14 protein-coding genes are annotated in these 14,684 nt (G+C 50.8%); 9 read left to right on the top strand and 5 right to left on the bottom strand.

Features of this window, described 5'->3' with window-relative positions; all coding sequences use genetic code 11:
- The first annotated feature begins 22 nt into the window (after window positions 1-22).
- From uvrC to trhO, 8 genes are all read left to right on the top strand, one after another.
- Window positions 23-1,834 (top strand): excinuclease ABC subunit UvrC, encoded by a 1,812-nt coding sequence (gene uvrC / locus NZD86_RS10790; RefSeq protein WP_268046536.1) that lies wholly within the window; start codon window positions 23-25, stop codon window positions 1,832-1,834.
- Window positions 1,835-1,975: 141 nt separating this feature from the next.
- On the top strand, window positions 1,976-2,602 hold the full coding sequence (locus NZD86_RS10795) for a succinate dehydrogenase cytochrome b558 subunit (protein WP_268046537.1): 627 nt from the start codon (window positions 1,976-1,978) through the stop codon (window positions 2,600-2,602).
- Window positions 2,603-2,665: 63 nt separating this feature from the next.
- The gene (gene sdhA / locus NZD86_RS10800) at window positions 2,666-4,378 is read left to right on the top strand and encodes a succinate dehydrogenase flavoprotein subunit (protein WP_407655250.1); all 1,713 of its coding nucleotides are present in this window, start codon (window positions 2,666-2,668) and stop codon (window positions 4,376-4,378) included.
- The gene (sdhB, locus tag NZD86_RS10805) at window positions 4,375-5,151 is read left to right on the top strand and encodes a succinate dehydrogenase iron-sulfur subunit (protein ID WP_268046539.1); all 777 of its coding nucleotides are present in this window, start codon (window positions 4,375-4,377) and stop codon (window positions 5,149-5,151) included. The genes sdhA and sdhB overlap by 4 nt, the downstream gene beginning before the upstream one ends.
- 92 nt (window positions 5,152-5,243) lie before the next feature.
- The gene (locus NZD86_RS10810) at window positions 5,244-5,855 is read left to right on the top strand and encodes a hypothetical protein (RefSeq protein WP_268046540.1); all 612 of its coding nucleotides are present in this window, start codon (window positions 5,244-5,246) and stop codon (window positions 5,853-5,855) included.
- A 50-nt stretch (window positions 5,856-5,905) separates the two neighbouring features.
- Window positions 5,906-6,400 carry a hypothetical protein gene (locus tag NZD86_RS10815; protein WP_268046542.1) on the top strand — a complete coding sequence of 165 codons (495 nt, stop codon included), beginning with the start codon at window positions 5,906-5,908 and terminating at the stop codon, window positions 6,398-6,400.
- A gap of 64 nt (window positions 6,401-6,464) precedes the next feature.
- A complete protein-coding gene (locus tag NZD86_RS10820) occupies window positions 6,465-7,493 on the top strand; it encodes a lipoate--protein ligase (protein WP_268046544.1) in 1,029 nt (342 codons plus the stop codon).
- 62 nt (window positions 7,494-7,555) lie between these two features.
- Window positions 7,556-8,482, top strand: a complete 927-nt coding sequence (trhO, locus tag NZD86_RS10825; RefSeq protein ID WP_268046545.1) for an oxygen-dependent tRNA uridine(34) hydroxylase TrhO — start codon at window positions 7,556-7,558, stop codon at window positions 8,480-8,482.
- A gap of 88 nt (window positions 8,483-8,570) precedes the next feature.
- On the opposite strand, the gene NZD86_RS10830 is transcribed toward trhO, so the two are convergent.
- From NZD86_RS10830 to NZD86_RS10850, 5 genes are all read right to left on the bottom strand, one after another.
- Window positions 8,571-9,998, bottom strand: coding sequence for an MFS transporter (locus NZD86_RS10830; protein ID WP_268046546.1), 1,428 nt, complete (start codon window positions 9,996-9,998; stop codon window positions 8,571-8,573).
- 96 nt (window positions 9,999-10,094) lie between these two features.
- Window positions 10,095-10,850: a GntR family transcriptional regulator gene (locus tag NZD86_RS10835; protein WP_268046547.1), complete on the bottom strand. Its 756-nt coding sequence runs from the start codon at window positions 10,848-10,850 to the stop codon at window positions 10,095-10,097.
- 28 nt (window positions 10,851-10,878) lie between these two features.
- A complete protein-coding gene (locus tag NZD86_RS10840) occupies window positions 10,879-11,799 on the bottom strand; it encodes an SPL family radical SAM protein (RefSeq protein WP_268046548.1) in 921 nt (306 codons plus the stop codon).
- Window positions 11,793-12,191 (bottom strand): hypothetical protein, encoded by a 399-nt coding sequence (locus tag NZD86_RS10845; protein ID WP_268046549.1) that lies wholly within the window; start codon window positions 12,189-12,191, stop codon window positions 11,793-11,795. Before NZD86_RS10845 ends, NZD86_RS10840 begins: the two co-directional genes overlap by 7 nt.
- Window positions 12,181-13,011 (bottom strand): sulfurtransferase, encoded by an 831-nt coding sequence (locus tag NZD86_RS10850; RefSeq protein WP_268046550.1) that lies wholly within the window; start codon window positions 13,009-13,011, stop codon window positions 12,181-12,183. Before NZD86_RS10850 ends, NZD86_RS10845 begins: the two co-directional genes overlap by 11 nt.
- 255 nt (window positions 13,012-13,266) lie before the next feature.
- Here NZD86_RS10850 and NZD86_RS10855 point away from each other — a divergent pair, with 255 nt between their 5' ends.
- Complete coding sequence (locus tag NZD86_RS10855) at window positions 13,267-14,454, top strand: MalY/PatB family protein (protein WP_268046551.1); 1,188 nt, start codon at window positions 13,267-13,269, stop codon at window positions 14,452-14,454.
- Window positions 14,455-14,684 lie beyond the last annotated feature (230 nt).

Here is a 14,684-nt window from a genome sequence, read left to right on the forward strand (position 1 = left end):
TCAGGTCGAGGAGGGAGTCCATATGTTACAGACGCTACGGGATAAATTGGCCCTCTTACCGGCCAAGTCCGGGGTCTACCTAATGAAGGGCCAGTCGGGCCAGATTCTCTATGTCGGCAAGGCAAAAGTCCTGAAAAATCGTGTCCGCTCGTACTTCACGGGTTCGCACGACAGAAAGACACAGGCTCTCGTCGCGAACATTTATGATTTCGAATACATCGTCACAGATACGGTGGCGGAAGCATTGGTGCTTGAGTGCAATTTGATCAAGCAACACACGCCACCTTATAACATCATGCTGCGGGACGATAAGACCTATCCGTATATCAAAATTACGAACGAGGTCCATCCGCGCCTTCAGATTGTTCGGCGGGTGAAAAAGGACGGGGCCAAGTATTTCGGACCGTATCCAAGTGCATTCGCTGCCCAAGCCACGAAGCGCTTGTTGGATCGGCTGTACCCACTACGCAAGTGTAAGACGCTAAAGAAACAAGTCTGCCTGTACTATCATATCAACCAGTGTTTGGCACCGTGTGAGTTCACGGTAGATATTCCTGTCTATCAGCAGATGGTAAAAGAAATCACCCAGTTTCTCAGTGGCGGTCACAAGGAAGTCGTGGCCGATTTGAAGGGCCAGATGGAGGCCGCTGCTGAGCAATTGAATTTCGAACGTGCTGGTGAACTGCGGGATCTCATTCGTCATATTGAACAGGTCATGGAAGAGCAGAAAATGACCACACCTGATCTAGTCGATCGCGATGTATTTGGTTTCGCTGAAGAAAAAGGATTGCTCAGCGTTCAAGTATTCTATGTGCGGGCGGGCAAGCTCATCGAACGATCCGTCAACATCATGCCTCATTTCGGGGAGCCGATAGAGGACTTCATGTCATACGTCGAACAGTTTTATCACGAACGCGGCGATGTGCCGAAGGAAGTTCTGTTGCCAGAGGGATCCCCCTCTGAGGTCTTGGCTGAAGTTCTTGAAGCCAAAGTGCTTGAGCCGAAACGGGGCCAGAAGCGGGACTTGGTGAATTTGGCCACCGAAAATGCACGGCAGGCTTTGGATGAAAAATTGCGGTTGATGGAACGAAACATGGACCGGACGCTGGGGGCCGTGATCGAACTCGGTGACGTACTCGCCATTAATGCTCCCCGGCGGATTGAATCATTCGATAACTCCAATATCCAGGGGGCGGATCCGGTCGCAGCCATGGTTGTCTTTATTGACGGCAAACCGGCCAAATCCGAGTATCGAAAGTATAAGATCCGCACTGTCGATGGTCCGGATGATTATGAGTCGATGCGTGAAGTGATGCGACGTCGCTACAGTCGCTTGCTGAAGGAGCAGAAGCCACTACCTGACCTGATTGTCATTGACGGCGGTAAAGGGCAGTTGGCTGCGGCGCTCGATGTCTTAGAAAACGAGCTGGGTATCGAGATTCCTGTCTGCGGGCTGGCGAAGGACGACAGGCACAAAACCAGCCAACTGTTCTTCATGGAAGAGGACACACCGGTGAATATCCACCGACATTCTCAAGCATTCTACTTGCTAGAAAGGATTCAGGACGAAGTCCATCGTTTTGCCATCACATTTCACAGGCAAACTCGCAAACGAACGGGCTTGGCGTCGGTTTTGGACGATGTCCCGGGTGTGGGGCCAAATCGGCGAAAGACGCTGATGAAGCATTTTGGGTCGCTCAAGGCGATTGCGGAAGCTGACATGGACGCCTTTCGCGGTCTCGGAATCGGCGATAAGCTGGCCGAGGATATTCGAAATCACGTGCGAGCGCACTTGCAAGCCAGCAGTTCGACAAAATTTGTCGAACCTTCGTGAGATTATCTAGTGGTTTCCTTGACCCTACCCTTCACAATCATTACAATTTAGAAGGAAATAAGGCACCCAGGCCCATTGGCAGTCGTATGCGACTGCCGTTACATATGTTTCGGGTGGCTAGGAGTGGAAGGAGGCAACCTTGTGGCAGTGGCACAAGCCCAACAAAAGAACCGTGAGTTCTTGTGGCGCCGGTTACATACGCTGTCCGGTGTCATTCCTGTCGGGTTGTTCTTGTTAGAACACCTGTTCACGAATTCGACAGCGCTACGAGGACCGGCAGCATTCAACGACGCGGTAGATGCAATTCAGACACTACCGTTGCTCCACTTTATCGAGTTTGTGTTCATTTTTCTCCCCATCGCCTATCACGGTGTCTGGGGTCTGTATGTAGCCTTTATATCGGGGTACAATGCGGGCCAGTATTCATGGGGACGCAACATGCTGTTCGTGTTGCAGCGTATTACCGGGGTCATTACTTTTGTGTTCATCATTTTCCATTTATGGACAACGCGTTTTTCTGGAAATGCACCAACGTTTGATATGGTTCACAACCTTGTGTCCAATCACGCGTACTTTTGGTTCATGATTGTGGGTGTAGTCGCAGCGACGTTCCACTTTGCAAATGGACTCTGGTCCTTCTGCATTCACTGGGGCATCACCGTTGGCGCTCGGGCGCAGCGAGTGACGGCTGTAGTGACAATGATTGTGTTCGTCGTGTTGGCTGCTATGGGCGTGGCATCGCTCATCGCATTCACCCACACAGCGTAAGGAGGGGACTTCATCGTGGCAGATCAGACGATTATCGTTGTCGGCGGCGGGCTCGCTGGCCTCATGACGACGATTAAGATTGCTGAAGCGGGTGTGCCAGTAAAGCTGTTTTCGCTGGTTCCTGTTAAGCGGTCCCACTCTGTGTGCGCGCAGGGCGGAATCAATGGAGCCGTAAATACGAAAGGTGAGGGTGACTCCCCTTGGGAGCACTTTGACGATACCATCTACGGTGGCGACTTTCTCGCCAATCAACGTCAGGTTCTTGGCATGTGCGAAGCCGCCCCGGCCATCATTCACTTGATGGATCGCATGGGCGTTATGTTCAACCGTACGCCAGAGGGACTGCTTGATTTCCGTCGGTTCGGTGGAACAAAGCATCACCGTACTGCATTTGCAGGCGCTTCCACTGGACAACAACTTCTGTATGCATTGGACGAGCAAGTGCGTCGATACGAAGTGGCAGGCCTCGTTGAAAAGTATGAAGGCTGGGACTTCCTCGGAGCCGTGCTCGACGACGAGCAAATCTGTCGCGGCATTTGTGCACAGGATCTGCGGTCTATGGAGATTCAATACTTCAAAGCCGACGCGGTGGTCATGTGTACTGGCGGCAACGGTCTCATTTTCGGTAAGAGCACCAACTCCATGATCAACACCGGTTCTGCAGGATCCGAGTTGTATCAGCAGGGTGTCAAGTACGCAAACGGTGAAATGATCCAGGTTCACCCAACCGCTATCCCTGGCGACGATAAACTTCGGTTGATGTCGGAATCGGCTCGTGGCGAAGGTGGCCGTATCTGGACGTACAAGGACGGAAAACCGTGGTACTTCCTGGAGGAAATGTATCCTGAATATGGTAACCTCGTCCCTCGTGACGTTGCTACTCGAGCCATTCACAAAGTCTGTGTAGAAATGGGCTTAGGTGTTGACGGGCAAAATCAAGTTTACCTTGACTTGTCACATATTCCGGCCAACGTGTTGAACGTTAAGCTCGGAAACATCCTCGACATCTACGAGAAATTCGTCGGTGACGACCCGCGCAAGGTTCCAATGCGTATTTTCCCGGCAGTTCACTACACGATGGGCGGTCTCTGGGTCGATCTCGACCAAATGACCAACGTTCCAGGACTGTTTGCGGCTGGCGAAGCGGAGTTCCAATACCATGGTGCGAATCGTCTCGGCGCAAACTCGCTGTTGTCCTGTATTTATGGTGGCATGATCGCAGGGCCAAATGCGGTCCGATACGCAAAGAACATCAAGAAATCGGTCGATAGCATTCCTGAGTCTCTTTTCGAGTCACATCAGAAGAAGTACGTTGACGATTTCGAAAGCATTCTTCGCATGGAAGGCGACGAAAACCCTTATCAACTGCACCGTGAACTGGGTCAGTGGATGAACGACAATGTAACGGTCGTGCGGGTGAACGAGCGTTTGCAGAAGACGGACGAAAAGATCCAAGAACTGCAAGAACGATGGAAACGGATCCACATGGCAGATACGTCACGTTGGGAAAACCAAATGGCTCAATTTACACGGCATTTGCGGAACATGCTGGTGATGGCTCGGGTGATCACCATCGGTGCATTGAACCGGAACGAAAGCCGCGGTGCGCACTACAAGCCAGAATTCCCAGACCGGGATGATGAGAACTTCTTGAAAACAACCATTGCACAGTACACGCCGGATGGTCCGAAACTCTCGTACGAGGACGTCGATGTGTCGCTCATCAAACCCCGTCTGCGCAACTATGCCGTGAAAAAGGAGGAGACGAAAGAGTGAGCGCAACTGTCGAAGCGACTGCAGCAGTAACTCGAAACGTCCATCTGATCATCGAACGGCAAAAGGATCCACAATCAGCTCCATACACGGAAGAGTTTATTGTTGAATACAAGCCGGGCATGAACGTCATTGCCTGCTTGATGGATATTCAACGCAACCCGCGGAATAAAGCGGGCCAACCAGTTGCTCCGGTGACCTGGGAAATGAACTGCCTGGAAGAGATCTGCGGTGCGTGTACCATGGTCATCAACGGAAAGCCACGCCAAGCGTGTTCAACGCTGGTTGATCAATTGGAGCAACCGATTCGCATCAAGCCCATGCGTACTTTCCCAGTCGTGCGTGACTTGGTTGTGGATCGCAGCCGCATGTTCGACGCACTGAAGAAAGTGAAAGCATGGATTCCCATTGACGGGACATACGACTTGGGACCTGGTCCGCGCATGTCCGCACGTGATCAACAGACTGCGTACGAACTTTCTCGGTGCTTCACGTGTGGTGCCTGTGTTGAGGCTTGTCCAAACGTCAACGATAAGTCTTCATTTATCGGTCCGTTTGCGATTTCTCAAGCTCGACTCTTCAATATGCATCCAACGGGTGCGATGCACAAGGAAGATCGACTCGATGCTTTAATGGGTGAGGGCGGCATTCATGAGTGCGGAAACGCACAAAACTGCGTGCAGGTTTGTCCAAAGGGAATTCCTCTGACAACGTCCATTGCCGCTATGAATCGCCAAACCACTTATCGTGCACTTGGCGCTTGGTTGCGCAAGTAAGACGATAGCAAAGCGAGGTCAGCGAATGGCCTCGCATTTGGTTTAGTTCCGAACTGCATGGTCATACTGTGACGGAAAGGGTGTGACCATGCGTGCGGAACCGGGCCGTCGAAGCAGCGATGGTACTTGCCATTGGGGCGTTTACCACACTGACTGTCGGAACATATATCCATGACTTGAACAGTAAAAATCCAACTGGCCTAGACCAGCAAATGAATCACGTGGTTCAACGGATAGAACGTTGGGTGGAACAACACGAAGCGTCCGCATCTTCGACGCCGCTATCCGATGTTGCACCTACTCTAGCGGCGTCGACGGGTGCCGTGGCGAGCAAGACCTCGCCAATGAGTACGAGCGCCGTTTCATACGGGGGCATGTCGTCGGATGACACAAGGCTTTTGTCCATTGCACAGTCGCTTGGAAACCAACTTACCGCTTCCGATTGGGAGAACATTGTCGCGCTGCTTCAATCGTCGAATCCAGATGAAGCACAGGCACAACTTTCTCAATTACTGACGAGTAAGTTATCTACTGCGGATCGGCAATGGTTGCAGGCGCATTTTCATGCGAAACAAGCGTTTGGCACGGATGACGTCGTTTTGCTGCAAGACGCGTTCGCACAAGTGCGGAGTATGCTCACACCTGACGAGCAGGCCTTGCTACGACAGCAACTTTCGCAGTTCGGTATTCCCACAAACCATTGATTCTTGTCTAGGCATTAAAGCTGGCAGATTCCACGGCTGGAGGTTCAATTATGAACTCTGAAACGATGCAATTGCGCCGTAGACGGAAACGGACCAATCACTTTATCGTGTTGGTGGTTGCATTTCTCGTTCTCTTTTTCGGCAGTTGGCTTCTTCTGCGTCCGGTGATGACGGATAACAATAGTCCCCAGGCCACGACGCGACGGTTTATTGGCTTTATTGAGTTAAAGGAATTTGATCAGGCGCACAGTTTAATGACACCGGCCTTCCAAAATGTACCTGGCTGGCATGGCATGCTGTATTCACTCTATACCTCGATTGACCCAGCTGAAGCTGGCTATCATGTAGTGAGTGTGAAGGACGGTATCGCACAAGTGCAGTTTTCGAACGAGTCTGGAGGCTACTTGTACTTGAAGCAGGTCAACGGCAAGTGGCTCGTTGCAAGTCCGAACGAATTGCCTGGTGCGGGTCCGGCTCCTCAAGGAACGGTACCGCCTGCGGGTGCAGGGTCTGGCTCGTCTGGCTCCGGCACAAATGGACAGTAAAAAATGACTACATGAAGTGTGCCGTCGGCCTTGTGGCCGACGGTTTTTTTGAGGAGAGATGAAAATGAAATTCATCGATAACGGAGACCAGACGGATCCCTCCTTAAACCTGGCTCTAGAAGAGTACATGCTCTATCACTTGAATTTGACAGAGCCGTATCTTCTGTTTTACATCAACCGCCCTTCCATTATCATCGGTCGCAATCAAAATGCTTATGAGGAAGTCAATTTGCCTTACGTCAATGAACATCAACTTCCGGTTGTTAGACGACTGTCAGGCGGTGGTGCGGTTTATCACGATCTCGGCAATCTCAATTTCAGTTTTCTCACGCGCAGGGAAGGCGACAGTTTTCGGAATTTCGCGCGGTTTACAGAGCCTGTTGTCAATGCCCTTCGCTCTATGGGTGTAGATGCGGAACTCAAAGGGCGTAATGACCTTCAAATAGGCGACAAAAAAATCAGTGGGAACGCACAGTTTTCCACCAACGACCGCATGTTCAGTCATGGAACATTAATGTTCGATGTAAACGCAGAAAGTGTAGCATCAGCGCTCCGGGTAAATCGGATAAAGATGGAATCAAAAGGAATCAAATCCGTTCGCTCGCGCGTCACAAATATTCGGCCCCATTTAGCGTCGGATATGTCCATTCAAACGTTTCGAGACTCGTTGCTAAAATACATTTTTGAGGTTTCGGATGTGAGGAACGTACCCCGTGTTGAGTTAACCGATCACGACTGGGGCGCTATTCGGGAAATTCATAGACAGCGTTATGGGAATTGGCATTGGAACTACGGCAAGTCACCCGCTTTTAATCTGAAAAACGTAAAGCGGTTCGATACGGGAACTGTTGACGTTCGTCTTAAGGTTGAGTCGGGTATCATCCGCCATTCGAAGATATACGGCGACTTCTTTGGGATGGGGGATATATTTGATGTGGAGAAGAAACTGCAAAACGTTCCCTACGAACTAGGGGCGGTTTCTGCCGCACTTCAAGGAATAAACCTGTCAAGTTATTTCGGTGACATGGATACCGATGTATTTGTCCAATTTCTGTTTGGTGCGACTTCGTTGAGTAATGAGAAACAGGACTAGCGTTCTGCCCGTAATGTGCTATAATACGAGGTCGAGTTAAATTTCCGGAGGTGACATCAACGATGCAGGACTACCAAATCCTCCTGTACTACAAATATACTGCGATAGATGTTCCTGAGCAATTTGTTAAAGAACATCGGGAATTTTGTGAATCCCTCGGGCTTCGCGGTCGCATCATTGTTGCGCCCGAGGGAATTAATGGAACCGTGTCAGGTCCCATCAAAGCAACACAGATTTACATGGATGCACTACACCAGGACTCGAGATTCTCAGATATGGTCTTTAAAATTGACCCATCAGAGGGACATGCGTTCAAAAAACTCATTGTCCGGCATAAAAAGGAAATTGTTAACCTGCATTTGGAACACGACGTAGATCCCCGGTTGGAGAGTGGCAAGAGATTATCTCCCAAGGAATTTCACGAGATGCTGAAGCGGGAAGATGTCGTCGTCATCGATGGACGTAATGATTATGAATATGAAATTGGTCATTTTCGCAATGCCATTCGCCCTGATGTGAAGGCGTTTCGAGAGTTTCCGCAGTGGATTGAAGCGCACAAGGATGAATTCACGGGGAAGACAGTCTTGACGTACTGCACGGGTGGAATTCGTTGCGAAAAGCTCTCAGGCTATCTTGTTCGCCAAGGACTGAGGGATGTTTATCAGCTTGATGGTGGCATTGTCACATACAGCAAGGATCCTGAGGTGCAAGGACACTTGTTTGACGGGAAGTGTTATGTGTTCGATGAGCGGATCGCGGTGAAAGTCAACCACACAGATGAAGATGTCGTGGTCAGTCACTGTGAACACTGCGGAGAGCCTTGCGATAGGTACATCAATTGTGGGTATCTCGATTGCCATCGGCAGCATCTTTGCTGCGAATCCTGCGAACGCGAGTGGTATGGATTTTGCAGTCACGAATGCGAACAGGAAGCGAAAGAGCGGGATCGCGTCGATCCGTTGGTATTGCACCTCCAACCAGTGGAATGATGGCGTTTATTTAGCGTGAGGTACCATATAGCCAGTTGAGGAATGCGCTGGGCGCGCGCTCAACTGGTTTTTTAATTTCCAAGAGATATTATTCCTGTGTGGACGGTGTGTTTCGATTGACCAGGAGGAGCAGAAGGGTAGCGATTGCTAGGAGCGCTGACACAAGGAAAGAACCACGGAATGCTGGCAGCAAGTCGGCTTTGCCGAACAAACGTAAAAATATATCCTGGCTCACGCCACCGACGGTCACGCCAAATCCCATACCGATGGTTCGGGACATATTCAATATGCTGCCTGCAACGCCTAGATGCTCTGGGGGCGTCATGGACATGACACGGGAGTTGTTTGGTGGTGTAAATGTTCCGAGACCGCATCCAACAAGGAACGCACCGATTAGAAACAGCGGTATGAACGACGGGGCGATGGCGAGTAACAAACAACCAGTGCCGGCGAGAGCCATTCCAGACCGGGTCAACACGTGATTCGGAATGTGATCGGCGAGAAATCCTGAAAGTGGGGTGAACAGTGCCATCCCTGCAGGTATAACGCATAGATATAACCCCGCGCTAAGAGATGTCATGCCCCGACCGTGAATCAGCCAGAATGGACCTAGCAACGTAACGGCATACATTACGCTAAACGATAGCAGGCCGGTCAAATTTCCGAGCCAGATGGACCTCTGTCGAATGTAGCTTAAGTCAATCAAGGGCATCTCTTGGCGCTGTTCAGTCGTCCAGAACAGGACAGAAAAGAGGACGATCACGCCGATCAGGACACACATCCATAGCGTGCTAACGCCCGGTTGCAGTCCTTCTTTGAGTACATACATGGTGGCCACGAGTGTGATCGCCAGAAAGATCGCGCCGAGGAAGTCAAAGTGCGTCTGTTTCAGGACCTTTGCCTGCCGAGGTAACAGACAAATACCGATGATGGTACCCATTATGCCGATAGGGACATTGATATAGAATATTGAAGTCCAGGAGGCGACATGCACAAGGAGGCCGCCTAAGAATGGTCCGAGGCAAAGTCCTAATCCCTGCGCAAAGGCTTGAATACCGATGGCTTTTCCGCGGTCAGCGTAGGGTGTGGCTGCTGTGATCAGGGAAACACTATTTGCCTGTAACAATGCTGCTCCAGTGCCCTGAATTGCTCTAAAGACGAGCAGTTCTATGAGCGTCTGGGAGGTCGCGCAGAGGTAGGAGCCAACGAGAAAGACGGTAAAGCCGAGCGTGTACATCCATCGCCGACCGACCATATCGGAGAGACGCCCGAAGGGAACGATCAGTGCAGCCAAAGTGAGGAGGTACACTAAACTAACCCACTCAATGTGGGCCATCGATGTATGAAACTCACTTTGAAGAGTTGGGAGTGCAACGCTTACGATGCTTGCGTCAAGGGCGGCCATAAAAGCGCCAATACAAACCGTTCCCACGACGAACCAATGGTATCCATGTTGACGAGCAATGGCAGGCAGGGGAAAGTAATTGCCGAAGTGATATGAACGTCGTGTCATCATGACAAGTCACCGCCGAGCATGTAATGATGTCGTAACAAGTTGAGCCGCCATTATTGTATATGATTAGAGCGGGGAAGTGTAGACCAAATCAGGGGACTACGACTCGACCTGACGAAGCAGATTGACGGTAAATTGATATCTGTCGGCGGCGTAACGGACTTCTGAGAACTCCACAGCAGCCCCCGTTTCGTCATATGTAGTGCGTTCGATGACGAGGACTGCGGCCGGATCGGATAGACCAAATAGGTGACGATCTCGTTCGGAGGCCAATTGCGCGGAAATGGATTGGTGACCGGAATTGATCCGTACGCCATTCTGTTCAAAGAAACCGTAGACATAGTCGAATACTTCTGGTCTCTTTGCCAACTGTGATAGGTCTACGTGGTACGGAGGTAGCACGTACGACTCATCGTGGAAGTAACAGATTCCATCCACCCACGCGGTTCGCTCGATAAAGAGTGTTCTTCGACCCACTGGAACCGAGAGGATATCGGTTAGCGAATCGGGGCAAGGCCGTTCCTCAGCTCGCTCAACTTTCACCACTACATTGAGCCCACTAGAACGAAGGACCTCTGCAAAGCCATATAATGTCGTGGCAGTGGATGTATGCAGATGCTCGGCTACATAGGTGCCCTTACCTTGTCGACGGATGACGAAACCGCCACTTACGAGATCCCCTACAGCTTGCCGGACGGTTGTCCGACTCACGCCATATGTTTGTGCGAGCTCCGCCTCAGACGGCAATAACTCTCCAGGTGAGAACCGACCCTGCCGGATATCCTCTAACAATTGCGCTTTCAATTGTTTGTATAACGGCACGCTTTCCTTCACTGAGTCATCGTTCCTTTGCATCGGATGGAATACTTAAATGGAGACCGTCTCATCGAGCTGAGGGCGGTAAGAATCCTGTTTGACTAAAAAAGACTCGATTTTCTCCGAATACGGACTGAAACTGTTTCGCAATGACGGACACTGCCGAAGGGGAATACCATTGTTCCCGTTCATCGTCGGTGTATGCCGCGCGAATCCCCAGTGACTCGGTCCGACGACCTCCGGAACCGTCCCCTGTGAAGTAGTCGTCGATGACGACGTAATCAGCAATGCCAACAATCGATTCTGCAAACGCATCACTTGCGGGAAGGATGGGCGCAACGGCAATCTGAGTAGGTATACCTTGGTCGTGAAGCAATTCTAGCGCTTCCGTCCGTTTCCGGAGTGGTGGAGCGAATGGTGTGAAGCGCTGACGAACGGTCTCCAGATCTGTTTCTAAGGTCATGCTGACGAGCACCTTGTCACCGAGTGATTGTAGCACGTCTACATCACGCTTCACGAGGGGCGACCGTGTTTGTACGAAGATAAAGTCGACTAGATCCATATGCTGCGCCATCGTTGTGAGTATGGTTCTAGTGTTATTTGCGCGTGCTTCTTGTGGCTGGTAGGGATCAGTACTGGATGACATAAAAATCGTTACCCTTCCTTGCTCACGCGCGCGCTGCAATTCGCGCAAGAATTTCGCGGGATCAATCTGTTTGACATCGACATACGTGCCCCAATCTCCCTGGTGGAAACGAGCAACTGGCATACCACGAACATAGCAGTAAGTACACGCGAACACACATCCGACGTATGGATTGAGTGAGTAGTCATAACCGGCGAGATAACCGGATGCCGGTTGTAACAGACGACGAGGGACTGTGTTTTGTATATGAACCCGTGCAGTCATGGCAACGCCCTTTCGATAGATAGCAGGGGAAGCTCCACGGAGCTTCCCCCACAAATGACCTGCATGTATAATTACCACGTACGGATGTCACCATCATCAATGCAGCCTGCACGAATGAGACCACGTAGGTAGTTCTCACTCATCGGCAGGGTCAACATGTGGGACAACCAATGCGTTTGTTCGTCTTTGGGGATGCGATACACCCACGCCTGCGCGGCGATATGAAGGAACGCATCGTCGTCACCGCTGATTCCGAAATCGACACTCCAAGAGCCCTGTTTGCTCAGCCTACCCGTCGTATCGGTTCGAATGATTCGATATCCGTCCAATGACCGATATTTTTCAAGAACCGACGAATCGAAAAACAGCTGTGCTTTATCAGCCTGTTGCTTGTCAGTCATGGTCGTGAAGAGCAGACGAGCCTGTGCAACAGAATCAGCCGTGATCAGGCGCACGTGCTTATCGTTCAATCGGAACGCCTACCATGCTGCCCCATTCGGTCCAAGAGCCGTCGTAGTTTTTCACGTTCTTGTAACCGAGCAATTCTTGCAGAACAAACCATGTATGAGAGGAGCGTTCGCCAATACGGCAGTATGCAATGACGTCCTTGTCAGGCGTAATGCCTGCTCCTTCGTAGAGGGCTTTGAGTTCCTCTTCGGACTTGAATGTGCCGTCTTCGTTGACAGCCTTTCCCCATGGGATATTCGCTGCACCTGGGATGTGACCACCGCGTTGTGCAGTCTCTGTCATGCCTGGAGGTGCGATGACTTCACCTGTGAATTCTTGCGGGCTACGAACGTCAACCAACGCAGTACTTTGCTTGCCAAGAGCTGCATACACGTCTACTTGGTGTGCCCGGATGTTTTCGTTCAGTTTTCCCGTGGATGGATAATTGGTTGCTGGATAGGAGGGGACTGCATTGACAAACGGACGTCCTTCCAATTCCCACTTTTTGCGGCCGCCGTCCATCAACTTAACGTTGTCATGGCCGAACATTTTTAGTTGCCAGTAAGCGAACGCCGCAAACCAGTTGTTGTTGTCACCGTACAGAACGATCAGTGTGTCTTTGCCGATGCCTGACTTGCTGAGCAAATCAGCCCATTGGTCAGCACTCAGAACGTCACGACGGACTTGATCATTCAACTGTGTTGTCCAGTTCCAAGTGATGGCTCCTTCAATGTGTCCACTGTCGTATGCGGTGGTGTCGACATCCACTTCGACGAGACGGACATTTGAATCGTTTTTGTGGTCTGCAACCCATTCAGTCGTTACGAGTGCTTCGCGTGACATAGATTGTCCTCCTTGGTTTCAATCCGAGGTGGAGAATAAAACCGTGTTTTCCGACCCCTTAGGTTTAAATTGGAGAAAAACTTTCGAAATCGCAAGTGCAAAGTTAATGATTTGCTAACTTTCTTCCTCGCCCCAGTTCAAACGGAGACTAGTTGTTTTAGCATGACGAAAATTTGCACCGTATGGTAGATTTGTACCAGCGAACATCATTTCAACAATATAAGCGTGATCATTGCGAAACGGAGTGAATGTTCCATGAAATACGACTTTGATACCGTCATTGAAAGACGGCAAACCGGTTCATCAAAGTGGGATGTTCTAGCCTCGCGATTTGGACGTGACGATGTACTTCCGATGTGGGTTGCTGACATGGATTTTGTCTCTCCGCCCTGTGTTCAAGAGGCTCTGATACAACGTGCAAAACACGGCGTTTACGGCTATACAGTCCGTCAAGATGACTATTTCAGTAGCATCCAACAGTGGATGTCCACTCGTCATGGTTGGGACATCGAAAAGGACTGGATTGCCTCCGCGACGGGAGTTGTGCCGGCACTCACAGTGATCGTCCAGGCCTTTACCAATCCAGGCGACGGTATCCTGATTCAACCACCTGTCTATTACCCATTTAAGCGTGTGATCACGTCGTGGGGCAGAAAGGCCATCGAGAATCCCCTTGTCGAGGTGAACGGGCGCTATGAAATTGACTTCGCCGATCTCGAGGAGAAAGCCAAGCTGGCGAAGGTCATGTTTCTCTGTAGTCCGCACAATCCAGTTGGCCGTGTGTGGACCGAAGAGGAGTTAGTTCGCGTGGGGGAATTTTGCCTCCGACATCAAGTTCTCGTTGTTGCTGACGAAATTCACGCTGACTTAGTGTACAAAGGCTACAAGCACACACCATTTGCATCGATCTCACCTAAATTTGCCGCGAATTCCATCACATGTGCGGCTCCCAGCAAGACATTCAATTTGGCTGGCCTGAAAACGGCTTATGTCATTTCACCGAATGCGGCGATCAAAGAGCGGTACGAATCCATGCTCGCCAAAGCGTCGATGTCAGAGGTGAACCCACTTGGTGTTGCGGCCATGGTTGCGGCATATAAGCAGGGGGGGCCGTGGCTGAATGAGTTGCTCGAATACTTGGACGGTAATTTAATGTATCTCAACAAGTTTATCGAGGAGCAGATTCCTGAGATACGAGTCGTTCAGCCTGAGGGGACTTACCTGGTTTGGCTTGATTGTCGTGGCCTCAACTTAGAATCCCGTGCACTTGACCAGTTTCTTGTGCATGAGGCGGGACTTGCCCTCGACGAAGGACATTTGTTCGGGAGCGAGGGAGTTGGATATCAACGGATTAATATCGGATGTCCACGGTCGTTGTTGGAGGCCGGGTTGAACTGTTTACGTGATGCCATTGAGCGAACTGTTCGAACTGTGAGCGAGTGAGCCGTTTGGAGGGGGTACCGCGCCTCCAGCCTCTTACTCAGACTCTGTGGAGAAGTCCGTAAACGTAAGCTCACTTATACCCCTAAATTGCAGACTGACCGGGATTTGGGCGAAGGAAAGATTCCTTCGCCCATCGTTATGCTTTTGGGGAACGCGGATTGCACCGTTTTCATACTATACCGTGACTGTATCCCGCTCTTGTACTTAATTCGACAAGGAGGGATAAGGGG

The organism is Alicyclobacillus dauci (genome assembly GCF_026651605.1).
GTDB classification, from domain to species: domain Bacteria; phylum Bacillota; class Bacilli; order Alicyclobacillales; family Alicyclobacillaceae; genus Alicyclobacillus; species Alicyclobacillus dauci.

Coding starts and splice junctions, on each gene's coding strand:
- uvrC (WP_268046536.1), top strand. CDS start 23: ATGTTACAGACGCTACGGGATAAATTGGCCCTCTTACCGGCCAAGTCC.
- sdhA (WP_407655250.1), top strand. CDS start 2,666: ATGACGACGATTAAGATTGCTGAAGCGGGTGTGCCAGTAAAGCTGTTT.
- NZD86_RS10815 (WP_268046542.1), top strand. CDS start 5,906: ATGAACTCTGAAACGATGCAATTGCGCCGTAGACGGAAACGGACCAAT.
- NZD86_RS10820 (WP_268046544.1), top strand. CDS start 6,465: ATGAAATTCATCGATAACGGAGACCAGACGGATCCCTCCTTAAACCTG.
- trhO (WP_268046545.1), top strand. CDS start 7,556: ATGCAGGACTACCAAATCCTCCTGTACTACAAATATACTGCGATAGAT.
- NZD86_RS10830 (WP_268046546.1), bottom strand. CDS start 9,998: ATGATGACACGACGTTCATATCACTTCGGCAATTACTTTCCCCTGCCT.
- NZD86_RS10835 (WP_268046547.1), bottom strand. CDS start 10,850: ATGCAAAGGAACGATGACTCAGTGAAGGAAAGCGTGCCGTTATACAAA.
- NZD86_RS10850 (WP_268046550.1), bottom strand. CDS start 13,011: ATGTCACGCGAAGCACTCGTAACGACTGAATGGGTTGCAGACCACAAA.
- NZD86_RS10855 (WP_268046551.1), top strand. CDS start 13,267: ATGAAATACGACTTTGATACCGTCATTGAAAGACGGCAAACCGGTTCA.